Origin of the sequence: Streptomyces sp. NBC_00669 (genome assembly GCF_036226785.1) — a bacterium.
Lineage (GTDB): Bacteria > Actinomycetota > Actinomycetes > Streptomycetales > Streptomycetaceae > Actinacidiphila.
Genome location: NZ_CP109018.1, coordinates 6,545,007 through 6,571,361, shown reverse-complemented (window position 1 = coordinate 6,571,361; position 26,355 = coordinate 6,545,007). Strand labels below are relative to the sequence as shown.

Below are 26,355 nucleotides of genomic sequence, written 5' to 3'. Positions count from 1 at the left end.
CGGGCGGGCCGCGGCGGCCCCGAACGACCCGCCGCGAGCGCTGCCCGACCCGCTCGACCGACCCGCCGCGAGCACCGCACGGGCCACCGTGAAGCGCCCGCCCAGGCCGCCCGGCCTGCCGCCTAGAGCGCCGCCGCTCCGTTGACGCGCAGCCGCTGGGCGTACTGCTGGAGGGCCCACAGTTCGTTCGCGGCCGCGGTGGCCTCGGGAGCGTCGGACGGGACACCCTGCGCGGCCAGGCGGGCCCCGGTGGCGTGGACCTGCGCCACCCGGCGGTCCACCGCGAGCAGCCGGACCCGGACCAGCACCTCGCCGGCGTACATCTCGGGGACCTTGTGCATGACCGGTTCGACGGCCAGTTCGGTGACCATGCCGCGCACGGTGTCGTCGGGCGCGGCGTCGCGCACCCGCAGCAGATACTCCCCGTCGGCGTACTCCGCGCCGCCCGCCTCGGCGATGGCGCGGCGCACCGCGGCGTACGGGGGCCCGGTGAACTCGTCCTCGCCGTAGGCGTCGAAGGCCGGGGAGACCAGGTCGGGGAACTGGAGCGCGAGCTTGAGCAGTTCGCGCTCCACGCGGTGGGCGGGGCTGCGCAGGTCGAGCCGGGGGCCGGACGGCGGGCGGCGGTCGCCGCTCTCCTGGGGGCCGGACGGGCCGCCGCGGTACGGGCCGCGGGCCGGACCGCCGCGCCCGGAGTCCGCGCCGGGCCCGGGGCCGGAGTTGCCGCTCGCGGCGCGGGCGCGGGCCATCGCCCGCACCCGGCGGATCATGCTCTGCTCCTCCGCCTGCGTGGAGATCCCCGCCATCCCGACCAGCCGGATCGCGTAACGGTCGCGCAGCGCCTGGTTCTTGATCGCGGCGACCACCGGCACGGCGGCGTCCACGGCGGCGACCCGGCCCTCGTCGGTGTCGAGGTTGTAGCGGGCCACGATCGAACGCAGCGCGAACGCGAAGAGCGGGGTACGGCCGTCGATCAGCCGCTGGATCGCCGGATCGCCCTCGGCGAGCCGGAGTTCGCACGGGTCCATGCCGCCCGGGGTGATCGCGATCGACGTCTCGGCGGCGAACTTCTGGTCGTCCTCGAAGGCGCGCAGCGCCGCCTTCTGCCCGGCGTCGTCGCCGTCGAAGGTGAAGACCACCTCCGAGGTGGAGTTGTCCATCAGCAGCCGGCGCAGGATCTTGATGTGCTCCCCGGCGAACGCGGTGCCGCAGGTGGCGATCGCGGTGGTCACCCCGGCGAGGTGGCAGGCCATCACGTCGGTGTAGCCCTCGACCACGACCGCGCGGCCGGTCCTGGCGATTTCCTTCTTGGCGAGATCGATCCCGTACAGCACCTGGGACTTGTGGTACAGCGGCGTCTCGGGCGTGTTGAGGTACTTGGGGCCCTGGTCGTCCTCGCGCAGCTTGCGCGCGCCGAAACCGATCACCTCGCCGGTGATGTCCCGGATCGGCCAGATCAGCCGGCCGCGGAACCGGTCGATCGCGCCGCCCCTGCGGCTCTCGGAGGCCAGCCCCGAGGTGATCAACTCCTTGTCGCTGAAGCCCTTTCCGCGCAGGTAGCGCACCAGGTGGTCCCAGCCGGCCGGTGCGTATCCCACCCCGAAGTGCTCGGCCGCGCTCTGGTCGAAACCGCGCCCGGCGAGGAACTTCCGCCCGATCTCCGCCTCCGCCGAGCCCAGTTGCTCCACGTAGAACGCGGCGGCCGTGCGGTGCGCCTCCACCAGCCGGATGCGCTCGCCCTGCTGCCGCCCGGGGACACTGCTGCCCTCCTCGTACCGCAGCGTGATCCCGGCCCGCGCGGCGAGCCGCTCCACGGCCTCGGTGAAGGACAGGTGGTCGACCTTCATCACGAACGCGAGGGTGTCCCCGCCCTCGCCGCAACCGAAACAGTGGTAAAGACCCTTGGACGGGCTGATCTGGAAGGAAGGGGACTTCTCGTCGTGAAAGGGGCAAAGGCCCTTGAGGTTGCCGCCACCGGCGCTCTTGAGCTGGAGGTAGTCGGAGACGACGGCGTCGATCGGGACGGCGTCGCGTACCGCCCTTACGTCGTCGTCCCTGATCCTTCCTGCCACGGAGGCAGTCTACGGCCCGGGGGCGACAGGTTCGGCGGGGCGGCGGGCCGGGCGGCGACCCGGGGGGCGTGAGGGCCGTGAGGGCGGTGCGGCCCGAGGGAGGCGGCCGGGGGGAAGAGGGGGAAGGCGTCGGGTCGGACGCATTGACCCGGGGGCGGGGCGGCACTAGCTTCCTCCGTATTCGTTAGGAAGCTTTCCTAATCTGCGAGGAGACGCCGCCGTATGCCCTCGGTCAGAGTGGGGACCGCCCGTCGGGCGGGGTTGCGCAGGATCACGACGGCCGCCGCGAGCGGTCTGACCGCGGCGGGGCTGCTGGCCGCGCTGTCGCTGACCGGTTCCACCGCCGACGCCGCGGCCGCCCCGCACGACCTGGTCCGGGTGAACCAGGTCGGCTACGCGGCGACCGGCGCCAAGGAGGCGTTCCTGCTCGCCGGGTCCCCGGTGAAGGGCGCGCGCTGGCGGCTGGTGGGCACCGGCGGCCGTACGGTCGCGGCGGGCCGGACCGGCCCGAGCCTGGGCAAGTGGAACGCCGCCTACCAGGCGGTGTACGCCATCGACTTCGACGCGGTCCGCACCCCGGGCCGTTACCACCTGGTGGTCGGCGGCGGCGCCACCGGCAGCTCGCCCGTCTTCACCATCGGCACCCCGAAGTCCGTCTTCGGCAAGCCCGCCACCGACACCGCCGCGTTCTTCCAGGCCCAGCGCGACGGCGCCGGCACCATCCCCGGGCAGCTCGACCGCAAGCCCGCGCACCTCAACGACACGCACGCCTCCGTCTACGCCTGGCCGGCCTTCACCGACCCCGACGAGAGCGACACGATCAAGGCCGCCCCGAAGAGGATCGGCGGACCGGTGGACGTCTCCGGCGGCTGGTTCGACGCGGGCGACTACCTGAAGTTCACCGAGACCACCTCCTACGCGGTCGCCGCGCTGGAGATCGCCGGCCGGGACAGCGGCGCCGGACCCGCCACCCCGCTGGGCGCCGAGGCCCGGTACGGCCTGGACTGGCTGGACAAGATGTGGGACGGCAGCACGAAGACCCTCTACATCCAGGTCGGCCTCGGCTCGGGCACGGAGAGCGGCAGCGTCGTCGGCGACCACGACGTGTGGCGGCTGCCGGAGCTGGACGACACCGACAGCGCGCACCCGTTCCTGAAGAACCGCCCGGTCTTCGCGGCCGGCGCGCCCGGCTCGAAGATCAGCCCCAACCAGGCCGGCCGGCTCGCCGCCGACTTCGCGCTCGCCGCGCAGAGTTACGCGCACACCGACCGCGCCAAGGCCCGCGGCTACCTCGCGACGGCCGCGCAGATCTACGGCCTGGCCGACACCCACCCGGGCGCCCTCGTCACCACCGTGCCGGCCGGCTACTACCCCGAGACCAGCTGGCAGGACGACCTCGCCTTCGGCGGCGCCGAACTCGCCCTGGCCGCACAGCAATTGCACGACCCGCGGGCCGGCGGCTGGCTGGCGCAGGGCACGAAGTGGGCCAAGGGGCACCAGAGCGAGGCCGACACGGACACGCTCAACATGTACGACACGAGCGCGCTCGCCGATCTCGACCTGGCCCGCGCGGTCAAGGCGGCCGGGCACACCGCCGGACACACCACCGGCCTCGCCGCCACCGCACAGCAGCTCACCGGCTACGTCAGGGCCCAACTCGCCACCGGCCAGGCCCGCGCGCAGGCCGACCCCTTCCACGCGGGCGCGGTCTACGACGACTTCGACGCCGACTCGCACACGCTGGGGCTGGCCGCCACCGCGCGCCTGTACGCCGCCGCCACCGGCGACCACACCTTCGACCGGTTCGCCGTCCGGCAACTCGACTGGGTGCTGGGCGCGAACGCCTGGGGCACGTCCTTCGTCGTCGGCGAGGGCACCACCTTCCCGCAGTGCACCGCCGGCCAACTCGGCAACCTGGCGGGCAGCTTGGACGGCAAACGGCCGCTGGAGGTCGGCGCGATCGTCAACGGGCCCAACGGCTCGGACCAGTTCGAGGGCGGCCTCGGCGACTACCTCGACGGGATGCGGGCCTGCCCGCCCAGCGGCGAGCCCTTCGCCCCCTTCACCGGGCACGGCAGCACCTACGCGGACGACGTGCGCTCCTGGCAGAGCTCAGAACCCGCGCTGGACATGGACGCCTCCGGGCTCCTCGCGTTCACCCTCTCCGCCCGGGGACGTTGAGGACGTCAGGCGGGTCAGGTCCGTCAGGCGGGTCAGGCCCGTCAGGCACGCGGGGGGCGCCCCGGAAGGGGCGTCACCCCAGTTCCTTGGTCACGAAGACGTAGTGGGGTCCGCTCGGCTCCAACTGGAACTCCGCACCCGTGGCGGTGAACCCGAAGTGCTCGTAGAAACCCTTCGCGGAGGTCCGGCCGTTGCACCAGACGACCTGCGCGCCCCGGGCGGCGGCCTCCCGCAGGCCCGCGCGCAGGGCCGCGGCACCGTAACCGGCTCCCCGCGCCTCGACGGAGCTGCCCATGCCGCGGAAGCGGTACGCGAGGGCGGCCTCGCCCGGCAGGGGGTCGGGGAAGAAGGTGACGCACGCCTGGATCGCGCCCGCGTCGTCGTAGGCGGCTATGTGGAAGGTGTCGGCGCGCGCGTCCTCCGGATAGACGGCGGCCTCGCGCGGCATGCCGGTGCGCAGCACCGCCCAGCGCAACGCGAAGATCTCCTCGACGGGTACGACGGCGGTGCGCATACGGTACTTCCTCCGCGTTCGTTCCTGGCGGTCCAGGAACCTCCTGGTCAGTCCAGGAACGAGGCTAGCGGCACGGAGGGGTCGGACAGCGCCTCGGGGTCGACCGGGCGGCCGTCGCGGATCAGGTTCTGGATGGGTTCGGTGACATCCCACACATTCACGTTCATCCCGGCGAGCACCCGCCCCTCGCTCAGCCAGAACGCGATGAACTGCCGCTTGCCGACGTCGCCGCGGCACACCACCTGGTCGTACGACCCGGGCGCGGCGTTCCCGGAGAACTCCATGCCGAGGTCGTACTGGTCGGAGAAGAAGTACGGCACACGGTCGTAGCTGACCTGCTGCCCGAGCATGGCGCGGGCCGCGGCGGGGCCGCCGTTGAGGGCGTTCGCCCAGTGCTCGACCCGCAGCCGGCCCCCGAGCAGCGGGTTCTCCGCGTTGGCGACGTCGCCGGCCGCGAAGATGTCGGGGTCGGAGGTGCGCAGGGAGGCGTCCACGGCGATGCCGCCGCCCTGGGCGCGGTCGGCGAGGGTGAGCCCGGCCGCCTCGGCGAGCGCGGTGCGGGGGGCGGCGCCGATCGCGGCGAGCACGTCGTGCGCGGGGTGCTCGGTGCCGTCGTCGGTGACGGCCGCCAGCACCATGCCGTCCTGGCCGGTGATCTCGGTGAGCCGGCTGCCGAAGTGGAAGCGCACCCCGTGCTCGGTGTGCAGGTCGGTGAAGACCGAGCCGATCTCGGGGCCGAGCACGCCGTGCAGCGCGGTCGGCTCGGGTTCCACCACGGTGACCTCGGCGCCGTAGCCGCGGGCGGCGGCGGCCACCTCCAGGCCGATCCAGCCGGCGCCGGCGATCACCAGGTGGCCGTTCTCCCGGCCGAGGCTGGTCAGCACGTGCTTCAGCCGCTCCGCGTGGGCGAGGCGGCGCAGGTGGTGCACGCCGGCCAGGTCGGTGCCCGGGATGTCCAGCCGGCGCGGCTCCGCACCCGTCGCGAGCAGGAGTTTGTCGTACTGCAGGACGGTGCCGTCGCCCAAGGTGACGGTGTGCGCGGCGCGGTCGAGGTTCACCACCGGCTGGCCGAGGTGGAGTTCGACGTCGTGCTCCGCGTACCAGGCGGCCGGCTCCACGAAGACGGAGTCCCGTTCGGCGCTGCCGTTCAGGAATCCCTTGGAGAGGGGTGGGCGTTCGTACGGGTGGTCGCGCTCGTCGCCGATCAGTATCACCCGGCCGGTGAAACCCTCGGCACGCAACGTCTCCGCGGCCTTCGCTCCGGCGAGGCCGGCTCCGACGATCACGAAGGTCTGGTGCGCGTCGACCACAGTGTGCCTCCCCGGCGGGTTGTCCGTTGCCCTGCTGAGCGTCCCGCACGGCGGCCCGGACGGGAAGGGCGCCGCGCCGGTCCGTCCCACCCGTTGATCATTGCACGGTGCCCCTGACCCCCCGGGGTGCCTCGTCCTGTCGGCCCCGGGACCACCTCCCGGTGGTGGGCTTGTCGCGCAGTTCCCCGCGCCCCTTGTTGTGGCTGACCACCCCTGAAAAGTGCCGGTCCCCCTTGCCGTAAGGGCGCGGGGAACCGCGCGACCAGTAGGCCACCGGCAGGGGCAGACGGGGCGGGAGGCCGGCGCGGCAAGGGAGGTGGCCGAACGACGTCGTGACCGTCCGCCGCAGGCGAGGGGCACCCCCACAGGGGCGCGGGGAACTGCGCGACCAGCACACCACCGGCAGGCGGCAAGGCAACCGGCCGGCAGGGGCAGACGGGGCGGATGGCCGGCGCGGCAAGGGAGGTGGCAGAGGGAGCGGTACATCGGGGGCGAGGGGGGAGTGGGGTTCGTTTCGCGGAGGAGCCGAGCACGACAAGGGGCGCGGGGAACTGCGCGAGAACCCCCCACCGGGAGGTGGTCCCGGGGCGGCCAGGACCGGACGCTGGGGAGGGTCCCGTTACCGTCGGAGACGATTCGTCGCGGCGGCATCCGTGAGCGACGCGATCTGATCGACGACCGCGCGCCGGCGCCCCGCAGGGTCACCCGCACTCTCGAAGATCGCCCGGAACTGCGGGTCGAGCCCGTCGGGAGCGCCGGCGAGCAGCGTCTCCGCGAGCTCGCCGATCACCACGCGCTGCTCGGCGCGCCGCCGCGCCTGGGCCGCGCGCTGCATGACGTAGCGGTCGGCGACGGCCTTGAGGACGGCGCATTCGAGCCGCTGCTCGCGCGGTACGACGAGTTCCGCACCGTAGCGGGTGAGGGGCGCGGTCCCGTACCGCCGCCTGGTCGCGGATTCCGCGGCGAGGCAGAACCGCCCGATGAGCTGGGACGCCGCGTCCTTGAGGCGGGCCTGGCCGAGCGCGGAGTCGTCGTGGTGGTGCGGCCACCAGGGCTGCGCGAGGAGGCGGTCGAGGGCTTCCGCGAGTTCCGCGGGCGAGGTGTCGCGCGGGACGTAGCGGTCGCGCGCGCAGTCGAAGACCTCGGCCCGTTCGGGGCCGGCCGACAGCGCGCGGGGGTCGATGTGCCCGGCCTGGAGGCCGTCCTCGACGTCGTGCACGGAGTACGCGACGTCGTCGGCCCAGTCCATGACCTGAGCCTCGAAGCAGGTACGGCCCTCGGGCGCGCCCTGGCGCAGCCACCCGAAGACCGGCAGGTCGTCCGGGTAGACCCCGAACTTGCGGGAACCGGGGTCGGTGGGGTGACCGCCGCGCGGCCACGGGTACTTGGTGGCGGCGTCGAGCGCGGCGCGGGTGAGGTTGAGGCCGACGCTGACGAGTGCGGACTCCCCGGTCGCGGGGTCGGTCGCCCGGGTGAACCGCTTCGGCTCGATCCGGGTCAGCAGCCGCAGGCTCTGCGCGTTGCCCTCGAAGCCGCCGCAGTCTGCGGCGAACTCGGCGAGCACCATCTCGCCGTTGTGCCCGAAGGGCGGGTGGCCGAGGTCGTGCGCCAGGCAGGCGGTCTCCACCAGGTCGGGGTCGCAGCCGAGCGCGGCTCCCAGTTCGCGGCCGACCTGCGCGCACTCCAGGGAGTGGGTCAGCCGGGTGCGCGGGCTGGTGTCGGTGTCCGCGGTGCCGCCCGCCTCCGGGTCGACGACCTGGGTCTTCCCGGCCAGCCGGCGCAGCGCCGCCGAGTGCAGCACCCTCGCCCGGTCCCGCTGGAAGGCGGTGCGCCCGGGCCGCTTGTCCGGCTCGGGTACGTAGCGCTCCAGGTCGGCCTCGGTGTAGCCGCGCGGCTGGTTTCCGTCCATACCGACGACGGTAACCGGCCGGAGCGACCGGCGGCTGGTGCGAGCCGCCCCCGCCTACGGACGGATGATCGTACGGGCGGGAAGGCGTCGGAAAACGGCGGGAAGCGGCGGGAGACAGCGGTGACCGGGGCGGGTGCGCGGGGTCAGGCCGGTCCGTGGGCGGCCGCGCCCTGATCCGGTCCCTGCCGGACGTCAGGCCCTCAGCCCGCGCACGCCTCGTCGTAGCGGCGCAGCACCAGTTCGGCCAGTGCCGGGTGGGCGCCGAGCGGTGCGGAGACGATCCAGGGGGCCGCGGCCGCGCTCTGCGCGGCGAACCGCCCGGGCGCGGTGAAGCAGGACGCGACCGCGATCTCGCGCAGACCGCGCCCGGCGAGTTCGGCCACGGCCTGCGGCACGGTGGGGCGCGCGGCGGAGGCGTAGGCGGGGACGACCGGCACGCCGCCGAGCCGGGCGGCGAGCAGCGCGGCCGTACGTTCCGTGTCGCGGGCTGGCTCCGGGTCGCGGGAGCCCGCGGCGGCCAGCACCACCGCCTGGCCGCTGGCGGTCCACCCGGCCTGCGCGAGCCGGTCGTGCAGGGCGCGGGCGAGCAGCGGGTGCGGCCCGAGCGGCGCGGCGACCGCTCCCCGCAGGTGCGCGGCCGCGGCAAGGGCGTAGGGCAGGTCGTGCTTGACGTGGTGACCGCGGCCGAGCAGCAGCGGTACGACGACGACCTCTCCGGCCAGTCCCGCCAGCACCTCGCCCACCAGGGGGCGGTTCAACTCGACGTACCCGACCTCCACCTCGGTCCCGGGACGCAGGATACGGACCTGGGCGGCCAGGTCGGCGAGCACGCGTGCGGCGCGCGGGTCGCGGCTCCCGTGGCCGACGGCGACCAGGGCGGGTGGGCGGCGGGTGAGGGCGGTGGACGGAGAGGTGGTGGGCGACGCGGCGGCGGGCGGGATCGTGGCCGTACGGGCGGCGGGCGGGGCCGGGCCCCGACGGGTGACGGTCCGCTCGTCTCCGTGCGGGCTGCGGTGCGAACCGGCGTGCGCGTCCATACCTCCATGATCACCCTGGTTTGCCCCGGGTGGCCGCTCCGACCGCGGGTGTCGGAACCGGAACCCGAACCGGAACCGGCCCGCGATTGTCGGTGCCCCCTTCTACTGTGATCCACCTCGCAAGCGAACGTGCTGGAGGGGACCGGGGAATGGGCTGGATCGAGGCGGCGGGCGGCTATGCCGTGACGCTGGACGGCGCGCGGGTGGTGTGCCGTAACGCCGCGGGGCGGGCGTTGAAGCAGGTGCCGGGCAAGTTGCGCACGGACCCCGAGGTGGTGCGGCTCCAGCAGCTCGCGGAGTGGCTGGAACGCCACGAACGGGAGTGCCTGGCGCAGGCCGACGCCTGGCTGGTGCGCTCGCTGCCGGTGCCGGCCGCCCTGATCGCCCGGGTCTGGCCCGACGCGGCCTGGCAGGCGGCGCTGCGGGACCTGGTGGTGGCGCCGCTCGCCGAGGACGGCGGCCCGGACCTGGCCCGGGCCGGCTTCTTGCGGGACGCCGACCCCGAGCGCGGCCTCGGCGTGGTCGACCTCGACGGCGACTCGGTGCGGCTGACCGTACCCGCCGTGCTGATACCGCACCCGGTGCTGCTCACCGATCCCGCCGACCTCGACGAACTCCGCGAGTTCGCCGCCGAGTTGGAGGTACGGCAGAGCGTCGGCCAGCTCTTCCGCGAGGTGTGGCGGCGCGGACCGGAGACCGACGGCGCGGCGACGGTCCTGGACACGTACGCGGGCGGCCGGTTCGCCCAGTTGCGACATGCCACCGCCCGTGCCACGCAGCTCGGTTACCGGGTGCGCGGCGGCCACGCGGTCTGCCAGGTCATGGCGGCCGGGCGGCCGGTGGAGGCGGCGCTGTGGCTCGGCTCGGACTACCCCGAAGCGGAGGCCGTCACCGGGGAGTTGGAGTGGCGCGTCAGCGGGGGCGGCCGGCTGCGGCTGTCCGAGGTGGACCCGGTGGCGTGGTCGGAGGGGCACCGGATGGCGTCGGCGCTGTACGCGGGGCGGGTCGTGCCCGAGGAGACCGAAGAGGGCGTGGAGGGGAAGCGATGAACGACGGGGATCTGCTGGCCGCGGGGGCGGTGCTGCCGCTCGATCGGCAGGCGGGCAAGGAGGTTGGTGCGGCGTCGAGTACGGCGCCGGCCGCGCGCTCCAACACGGCTGCGGGGAGGGCCGGTTCGGCCGCCGGGTCCGACCGGCCGGGCGACGCGACGGACGTGCTGGTCGCCCGCGCTTACGCGCACCCCGTCCTGGACGGCCGTACGGTCGTGCGGCTCGTGCCGGAGGCGCTGGGCACGGCGGAGGACCTGTCGCTCGAATACCTGGGCTTCGCACCGGGGTTCGCGGCCGGGGCCCCGCGGGCCCCTGAAAGCGCGGAGACCGGCGAGAGTGCGGAGAGCACCGGGAGCACGGACGCCGCCGGCACCCCCGCGACGACCGAACCCGCGGACACGGCGGACACGGCGGTCCCGGTCGGCCGGGTGCTGCGGCAGTCCCTCGGCTTCCCGGCCTGGGCCCTGGTGAACGACCCGGCCAACTCCCGCCACGCGCTCGCCGTGGTGAAGGAGATGGAGCGGCTGACCCGGCTCGCCGCCACCAAGCCCGGCCACGCGAAGGACGGCTTCTCCGAGATCGGCGAGCGGCTGGACCGCTCGGTGCCGCACTTCCTGCCCACGTACTACGAGGAGGTGGCGCGGATCTTCCTCGCCGCCGAGTCGACGACGTACGCGTCCATGTACTTCGGCAAGGCGCGCGACGCCGAACGGCGGCACGCCCTGGCGATCGACGAGGAGCGGCTGCGCGAGGTCTTCCTGGAGTTCGCCGCGGCCGGGGCGCTCAGCGGGAAGACGCTGCGCGAGCAGGCCAGGGGACTGTCCGAACGCCTCTCACCCGAGGCCGCGTTCACCCAGTTCCGGCTGCTGTGCATGGAGCGGGCCGGCGCCGGACTGCCGCCGCACGCCGGGCTGATGGAGGACCTGCGCCGGCTGGCCAGGGCCGCCGGGCGGGACGCCCCCGCGGAGGAGGCCGCACTCGTCGGCGAACTGCTCGGCACCAGCGCGATCGGCCGCGCCGCGCTGTCGTTCTGGAAGTCCGCCCGCGGCGCGCTGCTGACCGCCGCCCGCGACAGCCGCACCGCCCGGGTCCGGCTGCTGCGCCTGTTCCCCGCCGAGGCCGGCAACGCCTCCGAGGGCAGGGCCGCGATCGACACGCTGTGGCTCGAACTGCTGCAGAAATCCGGGGCGTTCACGCTGCTCGCCGAGGGCGGCACCGCCGGTGCCGGTGCCGAATCCGTTGCCGGTACCGCCGCCCCTGAACCCGCCGGCGACGCGCGCGAGGACGTGCCCGGCGCCGCGTGGTGGTTCGGGCAGTGGGCGCGGTTCCGGCAGCGCGGCTACCGCCGGACGGACGAACGGATGCCGGCGGAGCTGGAGTTGGTGGAACGGTTCGCGCCGCGGCTGGTCCGCGACGGCGAGCCGGTGCGGCTGACCGCCGAGCGCGGCCACCGCGACATCGCCCCCGACCTGCTGGACGCGTGTCTGGCCGCGGGCGTGCCGGTCGCCGACCCGCACAAGGGCGTCTCCATCAACCTGGCCGGCTGGCTGGCCGACGACAACCCCGGCCGCCGCGACCTGGCCGCGGTCGCCGCCGACCCGAGGTACGCACCGCTGCTGCGTGCCTCCGTCGAACAGGTCGCCAACCGGAGCGACGGGCCGGAGGGCCTGCTGACGCTGGCCGAACACCCGGTGCTGGGCGCGGCTGTCGGCGGATGGCTCGCCGACCGCGCCGACGACCTGGACCGGCCGCTCGGACTTCCCGGTCTCGACCGCCAGTTGACGCGCCTCGCCCCGTTCGGCGACCCCGCTGTGCTGGCCACCGCGCCCGGCGCCGTGGACCGGCTCACCGCGTTCGACGTGGCGCCCGTCCTGGCCCGTGCCCTGCGCGCGGGCGTCCTCGACGAGTTGGGCTGGCCCGCCCTCGACTCCTATGTCGCGGGGCGGATGCGCGCGGTCAAGAATGACCAGTCGTTCCAACTCGACGACGCCTGGCCCGCGTTGATCGTCATATCCGGCACCCATGTGGCCGCTGTCGGGCCGGACGCGGTGCTGGACGAGCGCACCCTGACCCTGCCCGCGCCGAACCCGTACTCCTGGCTGCGGCCCACCGTGCGCCTGGTCGACGGCCAGTGGCTGATCGCGTCCGGTTACGGCGACGAGCGGCGCGCGGCCTGGTCCGGGCGGCCCGCCGACACCTTCCGACCGGCCGGCCACCTGGACGCGCCGCACCGCGGCGCCGGCCCGGCGTCGCTCGCGCTGGCCGGCGGTGGCCGCTGCTACGGCTCCCGGCCGGTGCTGCCCGGCGACACCTCCTTCGCCGAGCGCCGCCCGATCGCGTGCGACGGGATCTCGCACTGGGTGCTGCACGAGGGCCGCTGGCACGAGTACGACCCGGCGGCGGCCGTCCGCGGCCGCGCCTCCCTGCCGGCCTTCTTCGACAGCGCCCTCGCCGGCGACGGCGCCGGCACGCGGGTGGACGAGCCCGCGTCCCGCCTGCTTCCGCTCGCCCCCGGCCTGGAGGCGACGCCGTTCGGCAGCAAGGACGGCCTGCTCGGCTGGTGGGTGCGGCACGACGAGGCGGCGGGCACGTACACCGCGTGCTCGGTGGACGGCAGCCGCAGCCCGGTGACGTCCGGGCGCGGCACTCCCCTGCCGCCGCTGCGCCTGCCGGGCGGCGCCGTACTGCACCCGGCCGTCCAGAGCAGCTGGTCCGAGACGGTCCACCTGTACGACGCGGACGGCATCGAGCTGGGCGACGTGGAGGCCGGCGGTCGTGGCAACCGCTACGCGGAGGGCACCGACCTGGTGCCGCCGCTGTCGTACTGGCACGCGCTGCGCCCCCGCGACGAGGCGGGCTCCGCGGTGCTGCGCGCGGTCACCGACGAGCAGGCCGCCGCGCTGCTCGCCGCGGTGCCGAACGCGAAGGCCGACGTGCCCGCCGCCGTACGCAAGGTGCTGCCGGGCATCACCGACCCGCTGCTGATCAAGGGCGTCGCCTCGATCGTCGGCACCGCCGCCGCGGCGGCCCGGCGGATCGCGATGCTCCACGAGCGCCGCAACCGCCGCCGTGCCGAGAAGCCGGCGGCCGAGGCCGCGCACGCCCATGACGCGATCCTCCACGAGGCGCTGCGCGGGCTGATCGACACCGTGCGGGTCGGCGGCTACCCCTTCGGGAACTCCGACCGGCACACCTTCGACACGATGAGCACGCTCCGCACCCTCCACGCGATCGAGGCGGGCACCCAGCCGGCCCGCCCGGCTCTCCCGGGCCCCAAGGACGTCCGCTTCGGCATCGCCGGCCGCTACCACGTCCGCCGCACCATCGACTGGCTCACGCTCGCCGGTCCCGGTGTCATCGCGGCGGCGGCGCGCGCCGCCGCCCCGGGCACGCCCGCCGAACAGCGCACCGCCCTGGTGGAGTTCCTGCACACGGTGCTCGGGCTCGACGCGGGTGCGGGCGCGGGTGTTCGTGCGGGTGTTGGTGCGGGGACGGGCGGGGGCGCGTCGGGCGGGGGCGCGTCGGGCGGGCTGCTCGCCGATCCGCGCGGCCGGCTGCGGCTGCTGAGTGTCAGCGGGAAGAAGGCCACGGAGCGGGTCGGGGAGGTGTGGCGCAGCGGCGAGCGGTCGCTGCTGATCCTCTCCTTCTTGCAGGACGAGGGCGACGAGCGGCAGAGCTGGAAGGCGGTCGAGTTCGCGCCCGACGGGAAGTTCGGGCCGTGGGAGGGCTTCTCGCTCACCGAGGACCGGGTGTTGGGGTCCGCCGCGGACCTCGCGCGCGCCGGCTCGGCCGGACCGGGCGGGCCGAACAGCCAGGACGGTCGGGCGGGTTCGGACGGTGCGGCCGAGTCGGCCGCGGTGGCCGCGGTGGCCGCCCTGATCGCGCGGGTCGCCGAACGCGGCCCAGTGCCGTACCGCCCCGAGGCGGCCGAGCGGTTCTCCGAACGGACCGGCGTGGACGTGTCGTTGGCCGCTCTGCTGCTGCTCGGCCTGCCCGGGCTCGGCGGCTACGGGAAGTCGGGGCTGCCGCCCGCGGAGGTGCTGGACCTGGCCGGGCTGCGGCCGACCCGCGCGCTCACCGCGCGTGACGCGCTGCGCCGGATGCCGACCGAGTACCGGACCCGCTTCCTCGCGGCGCTCGTGCCCGCCGATCCGGCCGCGGTGGACCGGCTGTGGCTCGACGGTTTCGACCCGGACGCGCTCGCGGACGCGTGGCTGTCCGTCCACGGCGACCGGCGCCCGGTGCCGATCGAGCTGGTCGAACGCGCCGAGCGGGAGGGCGACTTCGGCGCGTGGACCGAGATGGTGGTCAACTCCGAGGCCGCCACCGCCCTGCACGGCCGCACCCGCCAGCGGCTCGACGAGAACCGCGTGCTGGCGCCCGACCGTCCCGAGGCGATGCTGTACGGGTCCACCCTGCCGCAGTACAGCGGCGCGCTGCGCTGGCTGGCGTACCGGCTGCCGTACGGCGATCCGTTGCGCCCGCCGCTGCGCGACACCCTGGCCGCGCTGCGCGCGCGGCTCGCCGACGAGGAACTGCTGCTGGACCTGAACATCTCCTGGAGCGGCACCGGCAAGCCGGTCGCGGTGGCGTTGCGCGAGGCGTACGGCCTGCCGACGACCGGCGGCGAAGGACCGGACGGCCTGGTCCGGGTCGGACCGGCGATCGTCCTCGCGCCGCCGCTGCGCGGAAGGACCCACGAAGAGGTGTGGCTGCGGCCCGCGGCCGTGCTGCCCGGCGCCTCCGCCGAGGGCGGCCCCGACCACCCGGCGCTCGTGCTGCTGTCCGGCTTCGCCGGAATCGGCGGCCCGTACGTGCAGGCGCTGCGGGATGTGCTCGGCGAGGGGCTGGCGGCCGCGGTGGCCGCCGACGGGCCGGCGGGCGCCGCGCAGTATCCGGCGCACAGCGTGCCGGAGTTGACCGCGCGTGCCGCGCAGCGGCTCGGCCTGTCCCAGGACGCGGCCGCGCTGTACCTGATGCTGCTGGCGCTGCCCGACCCGACGGACCGCAACGTCACGGCCTGGACCGGGTGGAAGCCGGCCCGGGCGAAGCAGGCCAGGGCCGAACTGGCCGCGACCGACCTGGTGGTGGAGGCGAAACGGCCCCGGTCCGGTCGCTCCCTCTTCCTGCCCGGCGGCTGGCTCGACCTCGCGGCGCCGGCACTGCCGCTGGAGTCGTGGAAGCAGGAACTGCTCCCCGCCGGGCAGTTGGACCTTGCCGCGCAGCCGATACCGGAACTCCCGGTGCCCGAACTGTTCCGGCGGGCATGGCAGCGGGTGCTGGACGGCGACCCGCCCGCGTTCGAGAAGTTCGCCCAGCGGCGAACCGGACGGGGACGGCGATGAGCGAGCGCGGGACGAAGCGCGCCGGGGCCGGTGGGTTCGACGGTGCGGGTGAAGGAGACAGCGAAGGTGACGGTGGCGTGGTGAGCGCTCAACCTGCCCGGCGGCAGATCGAGTTGGCCGAGGACCGGTACGCCGCGGAGCTGGCGTTCCTGGCCGGCTGGGACCGCGGACCGCGCCCGCCCGGCTGGCGGCTGACCCCGAGGGCGGTGGTCGTCTTCGTCTGCGGCTCGGGCGGCGAACCGCTGCGCGCTGCCGCCGGCAACGGAGTTGAGGGCGCCCCGGCGGGCAATGGGCCCCACGAGCTGGTGGTGGCATGGAAGTTCGTCGGCGACCGGGCGCTGGTGGAGCGGTGCGTGGTGACGCTCGCCGGGGAGCGGGGCCTGCTGCTGGTCGGCGAGCCCGGCACCGCCAAGTCGATGCTGTCGGAGCTGCTGGCCGCCGCCGTGTGCGGCACCAGCGGGCTGACCGTCCAGGGCACCGCGGGCACCACCGAGGACCAGGTCCGCTACGGCTGGAACTACGCGTCGCTGCTCGCCAACGGCCCCAGCCGCGCGGCCCTCGTGCCCTCCCCCGTGCTCACCGCGATGACGCGCGGCGCGGTGGCCCGGATCGAGGAGATCACCCGCTGCCTGCCGGAGGTGCAGGACGCGCTCGTGTCGATCCTGTCCGAACGGCGCATGGCCGTACCCGAGTTGGCAGACAGCGGCGACGGCACGGACGGCACGGTCCACGCGGTGCCCGGCTTCACGGTGATCGCCACCGCCAACCTCCGCGACCGCGGCGTCTCGGAGATGTCCGCGGCCCTCAAGCGCCGGTTCAACTTCGAGACGGTCGGCCCGATCGACGACCTCGACACCGAGACCGCGCTCGTCCGCGCCCAGGCCACGGCCGCGCTGGCCCGCGGCGGCGCCGAGTTCGCCGTCGACCAGGCGGTGCTGGAGGCACTGGTCACCGCCTTCCGCGACCTGCGCGGCGGCCAGAGCGCCGAAGGCTGGGAGGTGGAGCGGCCCTCCACGGTGATGAGCACCGCGGAAGCGGTCCACGTCGCCACCTCGATGGGCCTGGCCGCGGCCTATCTCCCCGACGGCCGGGACCCGTTGCGCACCCTGCCCGGGCACCTGCTCGGCACCGTACGCAAGGACGACCCGGCCGACCACGCCCGGCTGCTCGGCTACTGGGACGGTCCGGTACGGCGCCGCGCGGAGCAGGGCGCGCCGCTGTGGCGGACGCTGTGGGAGCTGCGCGATGCGCTCGGCTGAGGCGGCGGAGGGGGGCGCGAACGGGGCTGCGGCGGGGATGGCACCCGAACGGGCTGGCAGGGCCGAACCGGCCGACCAGGTCGACGGGTTCGGCGGGTCCCGAGGGTCCGACGGGTTCGGCGGGTTCGGCGGGTCCGGCCGCTTCGAACACGACTTTTTCGAGGCGGAGTTGGGAGAGCTGGCGGGCTGCCGGGAGCCGTACCTGATCGGGGTACGCCACCACTCGCCCGCGCTGGCCGCCGCCGTACCGGAGCTGCTGGCCGCGGCGGCGCCCGACGTGCTGTTCGTGGAGCTGCCCGCGGACTTCGGGACCTGGCTGCCGCACCTGGCCGACCCCGATGTGCTGCCGCCGGTGGCGCTGGCGGGGCACGGTCCGCGCGGGCTGGTGTTCCTGCCGTTCGCGGAGTTCTCGCCGGAACTCGCCGCGCTGCGCTGGGCGCGGGCGGCCGGGGTGCCGGTGGTGGCGTTCGACCTGCCGGTCGGGGCGCCCGAAACAGACGGCCCGCGCCGCGGAGGGGGCGGCGCGGGCACCCTTCACCCACCCGTGCGGCGCGGCCTCGCGGACGCGTTGCGGGAGCGTGCCGGGGGCCGCGCCGAGGACGACCTCTGGGACCGCCTGGTCGAGTCCGCGGCTCCGGGCGGCGCGCCCGAGTCGCTGCGCCGCGCCGCCCTCATGGTCGGCTGGGCGCTCCGCCGCGACGCCGCAACGGAGGACCGGCTCGACCCCCACGACCTGCGCCGCGAGGCCCACATGCGGCGCGTGATGGCCGAGCGCGGCGCCGTACGGCCGGTCGCGCTGGTGGGCGCGTTCCACGCCCCGGCCCTGCTGCCGGGCGCGGCACGGCACGCGCCGGACGCCGAGGCCGGCGCCGAACCGGGCGGCGGGACCGAACCGCCTGCTGCGGCCGAACCGGGTGTGGCGGCCGAACCGCCCGCGGCGACCGGCGATGTCACCACCTCGCTCGTCCCCTACACCTTCGCGCTGCTGGACGAGCGGTCCGGCTACCCCGCCGGAGTCCGCGACCCGGAGTGGCAGCAGGGTGTCGTGGAGGCGGCCGGGGACGCGGAGCGGCTGGACGCGTTGCTGGTGGCGACGGCGGTACGGATCTGCGTCGCCGTACGCGCCGCGGGCCATCCGTGCGGGCCGCCGGATGCCCGCGAAGTGGTGCGCCACGCCCGCGACCTGGCGACCCTGCGGGGTCGGCCGGCCGCGGGGCGTGCGGAGTTGCTGGAGGCGGCGCAGACGGTTCTCGCGCAGGGCCAACTGCTCGGCCGGGGACGAGTGGTGGCGCAGGCACTGGAGTCCGTGCTGGTCGGCACCCGGCACGGGCGGCTCGCGCCCGGCACCCCGCGCTCCGGGCTCGGCCCGGCCGTCGAGGCGCTCCTCTCCGAACTGCGGCTGCCCGCACCGGATGCGCCGGACCGGCGCGAGGTGCGGCTCGACCCGCACCGCTCACCGCTCGACCGCAGGCGGGAGTTGGCGCTGCGCCGGCTGGCGGTGTGCCGGGTGCCGTACGGCGAGGTCGTACCCGGCGGGGGCACGCCATTCGGAACGCCGGGCGCGTCCGGACCGACCGGATCGCCGGGGGCCGCCGCGCCCGACGGCGACACCGGCGCGAGCGCGGGCATCGGTGTCCGCTGGGCGGTCGGCTGGACCCCGGCGACCGCCGCCATGCTGGACGCCGTGGCCGCCCACGGCACCGACCTGGCGCAGGCCGCCGCCGGTCTGCTGCGGCAGCGGGCGCTGGCCGAGCGGCGGCGCGGCGGCCCCACGGCGGCCGAAGTGCTGGCCGGTTTCGAGGAGTCGGCGCTGTGCGGGCTGCCGGACGCGGCGGCGGACCGGCTCGCCGAGACCGCCGATGTGCTGCCGGCCGCCGGGACGCTGCCCGAACTCCTTTCCGCGATGCGGCTGCTCGACCGGATCTCGGCCGGGCTGCTGCCCGGCCTGCCCGCGGATTGGGAGGCCGCGCGGGTCGCCGCCGCGCTCGCCGGACTCACCGCGGCGGGCGTTCGCGCGCTGGACGGGCTGGCGGGTTCCGACGACCCCGCCGACGCCCGCGCGCTGGCCGAACTCGCCACCCGCGGCGGCCCGCCGGGGCTACGGGTCCGCGACGCCCTGATCCGGCTGGCCGCCGACGGCACCCCGCTGATCAAGGGCGCCGCGGCCGCGACCCGGGTGCTGCTCGACGACCTCCCGCCCGCGGCCTTCGGTACGGCGCTGGCCGGTCGTGCGTACGGCGCGACCGGTCCCGAACTCCGAGCCGACCTGGGCGCGTTCCTCGCGGGTGCGCTCACCGCGGCCGGGCCGCTCCTCGAATCGGGCCCGCTGCTCGCCCCGGTCACCGAACTCGTCGCGGCACTGCCCGACCGCGCCTTCCTCACCCGGTTGCCGGCCCTGCGACACGGCTTCGGCGCCCTCTCTCCCGCCGCCCGCGCCCGCCTGCTCGCCACGGTCCGCGCCCACCCGTCCGCGCCGGCCGCGTCCCGGGGGGCCACCGCGACCGACCCGCACACGCTCGCCCGCCACACGTCGGCGGACGTCGCCGGTCGCGAAGTGCTCGCGGCGCGCGGGTTGTTGACGCTCCTCACGACGGAGAGCGCCGAGCCGACGGCGAACCCCGCCGGGCCGGAGCCTGCCACGGCGGACGCGGCCGAGGCACCCGCCTCCCCGCGGCCCGAGCCGCAGGAACCCGCACCCGTACCCGCACCCGACGGCATCACCTCGGACGTCCGCTGGCAGTTGCTGCTCGGGCAGGTCGAGGACGGCGGCGGGCGCGGCGGCCGGGCCGGGCGGATCGCCACCGCGCTCGACGAGTTGTACGGCTCAGGGCGCGGCGAGGGCGCGGCGAGCGTGCCCGGCGCGGCGGGCAGCGGAGGGGGCCAGGGCCCGCCGTATCCGGATGTGCGCGCGTGGGGCGAGGAGTTGGCGGAACTGTTCGGCGCGGACGTGCGGGAGGAGGTGCTGTCGGCGGCGGCATCGGCGGGCCGGCTGGACGCCGCGCTCGCCATCGACCCGCGGTCGGCACGCCCCTCGGTGGACCTGCTGCGTACCGTGCTCTCCTACGCGGGCGGCCTGCCCGAGGGCCAACTCTCCCGGCTGCGGCCGCTCGTGGCCCGTATCGTCGGCGAGCTGACCCGCGAACTCGCGGTCCGGATGCGGCCGGCGTTGGTCGGCCTGACCCACCCGCGGCCCACCCGCCGCCCGGGCGGCCCGCTGGACCTGGCCCGTACGCTGCGCGCCAACCTCGCGACGGCCGAACGCGATCCGGTCACCGGCGCGGTCACCGTACGGCCCGAACGGCCGGTCTTCCGCACCCGCGCCCGCGCTTCGGCGGACTGGCGGATCGTCCTGGTCGTCGACGTGTCCGGGTCGATGGAGTCCTCCACGGTCTGGGCCGCGCTCACCGCGGCCGTGCTCGCCGGGGTGCCCGCGCTCACCACGCACTTCGTGGCCTTCTCCACGGAAGTCCTGGACCTCACCGACCAGGTGTCCGACCCGCTGTCACTCCTGCTCGAAGTGCGGGTCGGCGGCGGCACCTCCATCGCCCGCGGGCTGCGCCACGCCCGCACCCTCGTCACGGTGCCCTCCCGCACGCTCGTCGTACTCATCAGCGACTTCGAGGAGGGCGACGCGCTCGGACCGCTCCTGGCGGAGGTGCGGGCCCTGGTCGACTCCGGTTGCCGCGTCCTCGGTTGTGCCTCGCTCGACGATTCGGGGCGGCCCCGCTATTCCACTGGCGTGGCCGGGCAGCTCGTCAGCGCGGGTATGCCCGTCGCCGCTCTCGGGCCCCTCCAACTGGCGTCCTGGATCGGCGAACAGGTCCGCCGCCCCTGACTCCCCCCGGCTCGCCGGCCCTTGGGGGGTGCCCCCTTCCACGGACCGGGGGGCGCGCAGCCGGGGGCCCGCAGGCCCAGCCCGGACAGCCGAGTCGCCGGACCACCCGCCGGTGGACGGCTTGTCGCGCAGTTCCCCGCGCCCCTCATCAGTGAACGCCATCCACGACGCGGCGGGCCAGCACGGAAGAACCCGCGCATCCCCAGGGGCGCGGGGAACTGCGCGACCAACCACGACGACGCCGCACCCGCGACCTGACCGCAACCCCCGCGGCGCGGCGGGGCCACCACGAAAAGACCCGCACAGACCCAGGGGCGCGGAGAACCGTGCGGGCCACCCGTCACCGTGGTCCGGGAGCCGATGGAACGGGGGGTGCCCACGGGCGGAGGACCGGCGCAGCCCGTGGGCGCGGGCGCTGTCGGACCCGTTGTCAGACCCGTGGGGCAGGATGAGTTCGGGGCGTACGACGGGGCGCTGGGGACGGTGCGGGTGAAGGGTGCGGGGATGGAGACGGGGACAGGGGCAGAGGGAGGACTCCCGCCGGTCGCGGCGGGTGCCGCGGCGCAGGCACTGGCGGATCTGCCCGCGCGGCTGCGCAAGCGGCTCGACGGCGCGGTGGCGAAGGCGGCCGGGTGGCCGGTGACCCGGGTGGAGGGCGCCGCGCGGGTGGCGGTGGACGCGGACACCACGGTCGTGCTCGCTCTCACCGAAGACGGCACCGTGGCGAGCGCGGCCGCCGTGACCTGCGACTGCCTGCTCGCCCCGGCGTGCCTGCACCGGGCGGCGGTGCTCGCGGCGGCGCCCCTGGCGGAGGAAGCGGAGGAAGTGGAGGAGCCGCAAGCGCCGCCCGCGGAGGGAGCCGGGCGGAGGGAAGAGGGCGGGGCGGAGCCGTCGGCGCGGCCGGACCCGTTGGGCCCCGCGGCGGAGCAGGCCGCGCAGGCGTTGTGGGCGGCCGGGGTCGCCGTCCTCCGCGAGGGCGCCGTCGCCTCCACGCTGCCGCGTACGAGGCTGCTGCATGCCGCGCAGGCCGCCAGGCTCGTCGGACTGCACCGGCCCTCCTCGGCCGCGGTCCGCGTCGCCCGCCGCCTCACCGAAGCCCGTGGCGCCGAACCGTCCTTCCGGCTAGCCGAGTTGGTGGACGACCTGGCCGAACTGCTCGACCTGACCCGCGTGATACGCGCCGCCGACCCGGCCGACCCCGCGGCCCGCGCCGCCGCGCACCGGGCCGCGGGCGAGGCCCGCCGGACGTACCGCCCGAGCGGATCACTGCGGCTGTACGGCCTGTTCACCGAACCGGTGGCGACCGCGTCGGGTTACGCGGGCGCGCGGACGTACGCCGTCGACCCGGGTGGCGGGCTGCGCACCTTCGCCGTCATCGCCCCCGGGCCGCCCGAGCGGGCCCGGTCGGCCGCGAGCGCCCCGCTGCCCGGCGGCGCCGCCCTCACCCTGCGCGAACTCGGCCGCGGCGCGGGCCTGATCGCCACCGGGGCGACCCTCACCGAGGACGGCCGGATCGGCGGCGGCACGGGGCTGCGTACGGTCACGGCGTCCGGCGCGGACTGGTCCGCCGACCCGCTCGACGCGCTGTGGCACCGGCCGCCCGCGGAACAGGTCGCGGCCGCACTCGCGCACCAGGGCACCGACGCCGACCGCAGACCCGCCGGCGCCGACCTGCTCTTCCTCGAAGGGACCGTGGTCGGCCGGGGCGGGCACGCCGCGCTCGTGCCGGACGGCGGCCCGCCGGTGCTGCTCCACGCCCCCGACGAGAGACCGGAGTTGGCGTACTCCGGCAACCTGCGACGGCTCGCCGAACGCCCGGGCGGACGGGTCCGGCTGATCGGCCGGCTGACCCCCGACCGGCCGTCGGGAGTGGCCGCGCTGGCGCTGACGACCGACGGCGGTGCGCGCTACGACCTGGGGCTCGACCGCCTTCCGCCCGGCGCCCCTCCTCCCGTTTCCGTGCCAGGTTCCGCTTCCGTGCCAGGTTCCGCGCCCGGCCGCGCGGACGGGTCGGCCGGTGCCGGGCACCTGCCATCGATACCGCCGCTCGCTCCCCCACCGGTGGAGTGGGAGCTGCTGAGCCGGGCGGTGGCCCGCACCGTGGCAGGCGGCCGTGCGCTGGCCGCCGCCGCGGTCGACCCCGAACTGCCGGGCCGGCTGGTGGCCGCGGGGCTGCCGACGGCCGCCGCGTGCGCGCGCTCCCTCGCCGCCGCGACCCGGGCCCGCCGTCCGGACCCGCTGGGCGCGATGCTGCCCGCCGACCCGGACGCCTTCGCCACCGCCTGGCTGGCCGCGGCGCTGTACACAGGGGCCGCGGCCCGCGAGTTCACCGCAACCGCGTGGGCCGGGAACACGTCAATCAGCGCGTAGGGGGAGATCTTGCGTGACTGACGGGCGCGGCAGCGCGCCCCACGAGCGAGGGGGCACCGATGCGTGACCGGACCAGACGACTGCGCGCCCGGGCGGCCGGCACCATCCGGACCACCCGCACCGCTCGGATCGGCCCGCTCCGCCCGCGGACGTCGCAGGCACCGAGCGCGTCGCGTACGTCGCAGGCACCGGACGACCCGGGCACATCGGCGAGCCCGCGGACGGCCCAGGCCCCGGCCACCTCGGCCACCCCGGACGGCTCGCCCGCTCCCGCGCCGACCCCGGCCACCCCGGACAGTGCTCGCCCGGCGCGCCGCTTCCGCCCCCGACTCCCACACCTCCCGCGCACCCGCCACGCCCAACGCCGGCTGCTGCGCTGGGCGGTGGCGCTGTGCGTGCTCGCGCTGCTGCCGCCGACCTGGCTGCGGCTCACCCAGGACAGCCGGGTGCGCTCCGAGCAGGACGTGCCGAGCGAGCCCGTGGCCGTGGTCTTCGGCGCCGGGCTGGTCCACGGCACCCCGTCGGCGTACCTCGCGCACCGTCTCGACGCGGCGATCCGGCTGTACGCGGCCGGCAAGGTCCAGGTGATCCTCGCCACCGGCGACAACAGCCGTACGTCGTACAACGAACCGGGCGCGATGCGTACCTACCTGGTCGCGCACGGCGTGCCCAGCTCCCAAGTGGTGCTGGACTACGCCGGGTTCGACACCTGGGACTCCTGCGACCGGGCCAAGCGGATCTTCGGCGTGGACCACGCGGTGCTGGTCAGCCAGAGCTTCCACATCGACCGGGCGCTCGCGCTGTGCAAGGCCGCGGGGATCGACGCGTACGGCGTCGGCGTCGACGAGAAGCACGACGCCACGTGGTACGCCAGCGGGACCCGGGAGCTGCTGGCCGCGGACAAGGCCGCGCTCGACATCGCGATCAAGCCGAGCCCGAAGTTCCTCGGGCGCCAGGAGCCCGGGGTGGCCCGCGCGCTGGCCGCCCCGCCGGGACCGCACATACCCGCGGTTCCCGCCGACCGGTGAGCCCCGCGCGGTGGTAGGGAGCCCACCGATAAAATGACCGTTACGGCCCCTGGTGGCCGCCACCGACCCGAGGGAGCACCCCATGCCGTCCGCCCGGCAGCACACCTACCGGACCGAGCTCGTCTGGACCGGCAACCTCGGCACGGGCACGGACTCGTACCGGTCCTACCGGCGCACCCACGAGGTCACCGCGCCCGGCACACCCGTGATCGCCGGGTCCGCCGATCCGCACTTCCGTGGCGACGCCGACCGCTGGAACCCCGAGCAGATGCTGCTCGCGGCGCTCTCCCAGTGCCACCTGCTCGCGTATCTCCATGTCTGCGCGGTCAACGGCGTCGTGGTCACCGCCTACACCGACCGCGCGGACGGCACCATGGCCGAAACGTCCGACGGCGGCGGGCACTTCACCGAGGCCGTACTCCGCCCCGAGGTCGAGGTCGCCGATCCCGCCATGGCGGAGAAGGCGCTCGCACTCCACGAGCGCGCACACGAACTCTGCTTCATCGCAAGCTCGGTGAACTTCCCGGTCCGGCACGAGGCAACGGTGACCGTCAGCGGAGGGTGACCGTCACCCCCACCACACCCGTCACCGCTCCCATCCCGGCGGCACGTGGATTCGTCGCGCGGTTCCCCGCGTCCCTTGCGGGGCAACGTCCTTCCGTGGAAGGGACCGAGCCGAGGGCAAGGGCGCGGGGAACCGCGGGTCAGCTCAACTGATGCTGCACGAGGTGCCGTTGAGGGTGGCGGCGGTGGGTTTCGGGTCGGTGCCGGACCAGTCGGCGTTGAAGCCGAAGGTGGCGTTGCCGCCGGCCGCGATGGCCCCGTTGTAGGAGAGGTTCGTGGCGCTCACGGTGCTGCCGCTCTGGGTGACCGTGGCGTTCCACGCTTGGGTGACGGTTCTGCTGCCGCCGGGGTAGGTCAGCGCGACCGTCCAGCCGTTGACCGCCGACGCGCTGGTCACGGTGACGTTCGCGGTCAGACCCGTGCTCCACTCGTTGGTGGTGTAGGAGACCGTGCAGGCCCCGCCGCCCGGGGGCGTGGTCGGCGGCGTCGTGGGGGGCGTCGTCGGCGGGGTGGTCGTACCGCTGCCGCCCAGCGCGGTCTGGATCGCGTAGTACGCCGGCTTGGGCTGGTAGTTCTCGTCGTACGGGGTGGCCGCGCCCTGCCCGGGGAAGGTGCTCGGCACCCATGAGGTGGCGTCGTTGAAGCCCCACACCGTGATGCCCTGGCAGCGCGAGACGCCGAGGCAGTCGTCCACCACCTTGGTGTAGTCGCCCGCCTGCTGCTGGAGGTCGGCGGCGCTGGCCGGGGTGTTCATCCGCACGTCGAGTTCGGTGACCGCCACGTCCACGCCGAGGTCGGCGAAGCGCTGCAGGTTCGCCTCGAAGTCCGAGGGGATCTGGCCGAGGATGAAGTGCGCCTGGAAGCCGACGCCGTCGATCGGCACGCCTTGCTGCTTCAGCGACTTGACCAGGTCGTACATCGCGTTGCTCTTGGCGTTCTCGCCCTCGATGTTGTAGTCGTTGATGTAGAGCTTGGCGGCCGGGTCGGCGGCGTGCGCGGCCGTGAGGGCGTCGGCGATGTAGGACTGGCCGATCTGGTTGTACCAGATGTCCGAGCGGTAGCTGCCGTCCTCGTTGAACGGCTCGTTGACCACGTCCCAGTGGACGACCTTGCCCTTGTAGTGCGTGACCTCGTCGGTGACGTGCTTGATCATCAGGTCGTGCACCTGCGCGTTGGTGAAGCTGCCGGACGTCAGCCAGTTCGGCAACTGGCTGTGCCAGACCAGGTTGTGGCCGCGCACCTCCATGTCGTGCTGCTGCGCGAAGCTCACGATCTGGTCGCCGGGCCCCCAGTTGTACGTGCCCTGGGTCGGCTCGACGGTGTCCCACTTCATCTCGTTGCCGGGGGTCACCTCGTCGAACTGCGTGCTCGCGATCGACGCCGACGTGCCGGACAGTTCGTTGGCCATCAGGGCGGTGCCCATGTAGATGCCCTTGGCCTCGGCGAGCGTGCGCAGCGGGGTGTCCGCGGCATGGGCGGACGGCATCGCGGTGGCGACCAGCGCGGCCGTCACGGCGATCATGGCGACGCCGGACCCGCCCAGGGCGGATCTCAGGGTGCGCTTCGAGAACATCGGGGGGTACCTCTCTCCAAGTGGGGTTGGACAGGGTTGCTGCGTCCCCGGGAGCCGCCGCAGCCACGCCGTACGGCTCCCCACGGTTCGAAAGTTTCGGGGACGATTCCGATCTGTGCGCAGACCTTACGACCGCCCCCGTCGAGCGTCAACACTCGCGACGGTCATCGCAGGTGGGAGTAGCGGGAGCGCTCCCACACGCGGGCTGACGCGCGCCCGTCACCGCGCGGTGCACTCCCCGTACCCGGCTCGGCGGCGGGCGGGGTGCGGGCCGGGCCGCACCCCGCCCCCGAGCCGCCCCGCCGTCGA

14 protein-coding genes are annotated in these 26,355 nt (G+C 75.3%); 8 read left to right on the top strand and 6 right to left on the bottom strand.

Annotated elements, in window-relative coordinates; genetic code table 11:
* Positions 1–122: 122 nt before the first annotated feature.
* A complete protein-coding gene (gene dnaG, locus OG896_RS27725) occupies positions 123–2,072 on the bottom strand; it encodes a DNA primase (protein WP_329369669.1) in 1,950 nt (649 codons plus the stop codon).
* 222 nt (positions 2,073–2,294) lie between these two features.
* Between dnaG and OG896_RS27720 the strand changes: the two genes are divergently transcribed.
* On the top strand, positions 2,295–4,253 hold the full coding sequence (locus OG896_RS27720; protein ID WP_329369667.1) for a glycoside hydrolase family 9 protein: 1,959 nt from the start codon (positions 2,295–2,297) through the stop codon (positions 4,251–4,253).
* Between the two features lie 73 nt (positions 4,254–4,326).
* Here the strand turns inward: OG896_RS27720 and OG896_RS27715 are convergent, their stop codons facing one another.
* From OG896_RS27715 to OG896_RS27700, 4 genes are all read right to left on the bottom strand, one after another.
* Positions 4,327–4,767, bottom strand: coding sequence for a GNAT family N-acetyltransferase (locus tag OG896_RS27715; protein ID WP_328463767.1), 441 nt, complete (start codon positions 4,765–4,767; stop codon positions 4,327–4,329).
* A gap of 47 nt (positions 4,768–4,814) precedes the next feature.
* Complete coding sequence (locus OG896_RS27710) at positions 4,815–6,077, bottom strand: NAD(P)/FAD-dependent oxidoreductase (RefSeq protein ID WP_329369665.1); 1,263 nt, start codon at positions 6,075–6,077, stop codon at positions 4,815–4,817.
* Between the two features lie 619 nt (positions 6,078–6,696).
* Positions 6,697–7,986, bottom strand: a complete 1,290-nt coding sequence (locus tag OG896_RS27705) for a deoxyguanosinetriphosphate triphosphohydrolase (protein WP_329369663.1) — start codon at positions 7,984–7,986, stop codon at positions 6,697–6,699.
* A gap of 200 nt (positions 7,987–8,186) precedes the next feature.
* A complete protein-coding gene (locus OG896_RS27700) occupies positions 8,187–9,023 on the bottom strand; it encodes a sirohydrochlorin chelatase (protein ID WP_329369661.1) in 837 nt (278 codons plus the stop codon).
* 149 nt (positions 9,024–9,172) lie between these two features.
* On the opposite strand from OG896_RS27700, the gene OG896_RS27695 reads away from it, so the two are divergent.
* The 7 genes from OG896_RS27695 (at position 9,173) to OG896_RS27665 (ending at position 24,474) form a co-directional block, all read left to right on the top strand.
* Positions 9,173–10,072, top strand: a complete 900-nt coding sequence (locus OG896_RS27695; RefSeq protein ID WP_329369659.1) for a DUF4132 domain-containing protein — start codon at positions 9,173–9,175, stop codon at positions 10,070–10,072.
* Positions 10,069–15,417, top strand: a complete 5,349-nt coding sequence (locus OG896_RS27690) for a hypothetical protein (protein WP_329369656.1) — start codon at positions 10,069–10,071, stop codon at positions 15,415–15,417. The genes OG896_RS27695 and OG896_RS27690 overlap by 4 nt, the downstream gene beginning before the upstream one ends.
* Positions 15,414–16,676 carry an ATP-binding protein gene (locus OG896_RS27685; protein ID WP_443057162.1) on the top strand — a complete coding sequence of 421 codons (1,263 nt, stop codon included), beginning with the start codon at positions 15,414–15,416 and terminating at the stop codon, positions 16,674–16,676. The genes OG896_RS27690 and OG896_RS27685 overlap by 4 nt, the downstream gene beginning before the upstream one ends.
* Before the next feature lie 37 nt (positions 16,677–16,713).
* Positions 16,714–20,511: a DUF5682 family protein gene (locus tag OG896_RS27680; protein WP_329369652.1), complete on the top strand. Its 3,798-nt coding sequence runs from the start codon at positions 16,714–16,716 to the stop codon at positions 20,509–20,511.
* A 438-nt stretch (positions 20,512–20,949) separates the two neighbouring features.
* Positions 20,950–22,881, top strand: coding sequence for a hypothetical protein (locus OG896_RS27675; RefSeq protein WP_329369651.1), 1,932 nt, complete (start codon positions 20,950–20,952; stop codon positions 22,879–22,881).
* 368 nt (positions 22,882–23,249) lie between these two features.
* On the top strand, positions 23,250–23,909 hold the full coding sequence (locus OG896_RS27670) for a SanA/YdcF family protein (RefSeq protein ID WP_329374324.1): 660 nt from the start codon (positions 23,250–23,252) through the stop codon (positions 23,907–23,909).
* Between the two features lie 82 nt (positions 23,910–23,991).
* A complete protein-coding gene (locus OG896_RS27665; protein ID WP_329369650.1) occupies positions 23,992–24,474 on the top strand; it encodes an OsmC family protein in 483 nt (160 codons plus the stop codon).
* A gap of 144 nt (positions 24,475–24,618) precedes the next feature.
* Here the strand turns inward: OG896_RS27665 and OG896_RS27660 are convergent, their stop codons facing one another.
* A complete protein-coding gene (locus OG896_RS27660) occupies positions 24,619–26,046 on the bottom strand; it encodes an endo-1,4-beta-xylanase (protein ID WP_329369649.1) in 1,428 nt (475 codons plus the stop codon).
* Between the last annotated feature and the right edge of the window lie 309 nt (positions 26,047–26,355).

What these genes read in the sequence shown, in the direction of transcription:
- OG896_RS27720 (WP_329369667.1), top strand. Translation starts at nt 2,295, where the DNA reads ATGCCCTCGGTCAGAGTGGGGACCGCCCGTCGGGCGGGGTTGCGCAGG.
- OG896_RS27715 (WP_328463767.1), bottom strand. Translation starts at nt 4,767, where the DNA reads ATGCGCACCGCCGTCGTACCCGTCGAGGAGATCTTCGCGTTGCGCTGG.
- OG896_RS27705 (WP_329369663.1), bottom strand. Translation starts at nt 7,986, where the DNA reads ATGGACGGAAACCAGCCGCGCGGCTACACCGAGGCCGACCTGGAGCGC.
- OG896_RS27700 (WP_329369661.1), bottom strand. Translation starts at nt 9,023, where the DNA reads ATGGACGCGCACGCCGGTTCGCACCGCAGCCCGCACGGAGACGAGCGG.
- OG896_RS27695 (WP_329369659.1), top strand. Translation starts at nt 9,173, where the DNA reads ATGGGCTGGATCGAGGCGGCGGGCGGCTATGCCGTGACGCTGGACGGC.
- OG896_RS27690 (WP_329369656.1), top strand. Translation starts at nt 10,069, where the DNA reads ATGAACGACGGGGATCTGCTGGCCGCGGGGGCGGTGCTGCCGCTCGAT.
- OG896_RS27685 (WP_443057162.1), top strand. Translation starts at nt 15,414, where the DNA reads ATGAGCGAGCGCGGGACGAAGCGCGCCGGGGCCGGTGGGTTCGACGGT.
- OG896_RS27680 (WP_329369652.1), top strand. Translation starts at nt 16,714, where the DNA reads ATGGCACCCGAACGGGCTGGCAGGGCCGAACCGGCCGACCAGGTCGAC.
- OG896_RS27665 (WP_329369650.1), top strand. Translation starts at nt 23,992, where the DNA reads ATGCCGTCCGCCCGGCAGCACACCTACCGGACCGAGCTCGTCTGGACC.
- OG896_RS27660 (WP_329369649.1), bottom strand. Translation starts at nt 26,046, where the DNA reads ATGTTCTCGAAGCGCACCCTGAGATCCGCCCTGGGCGGGTCCGGCGTC.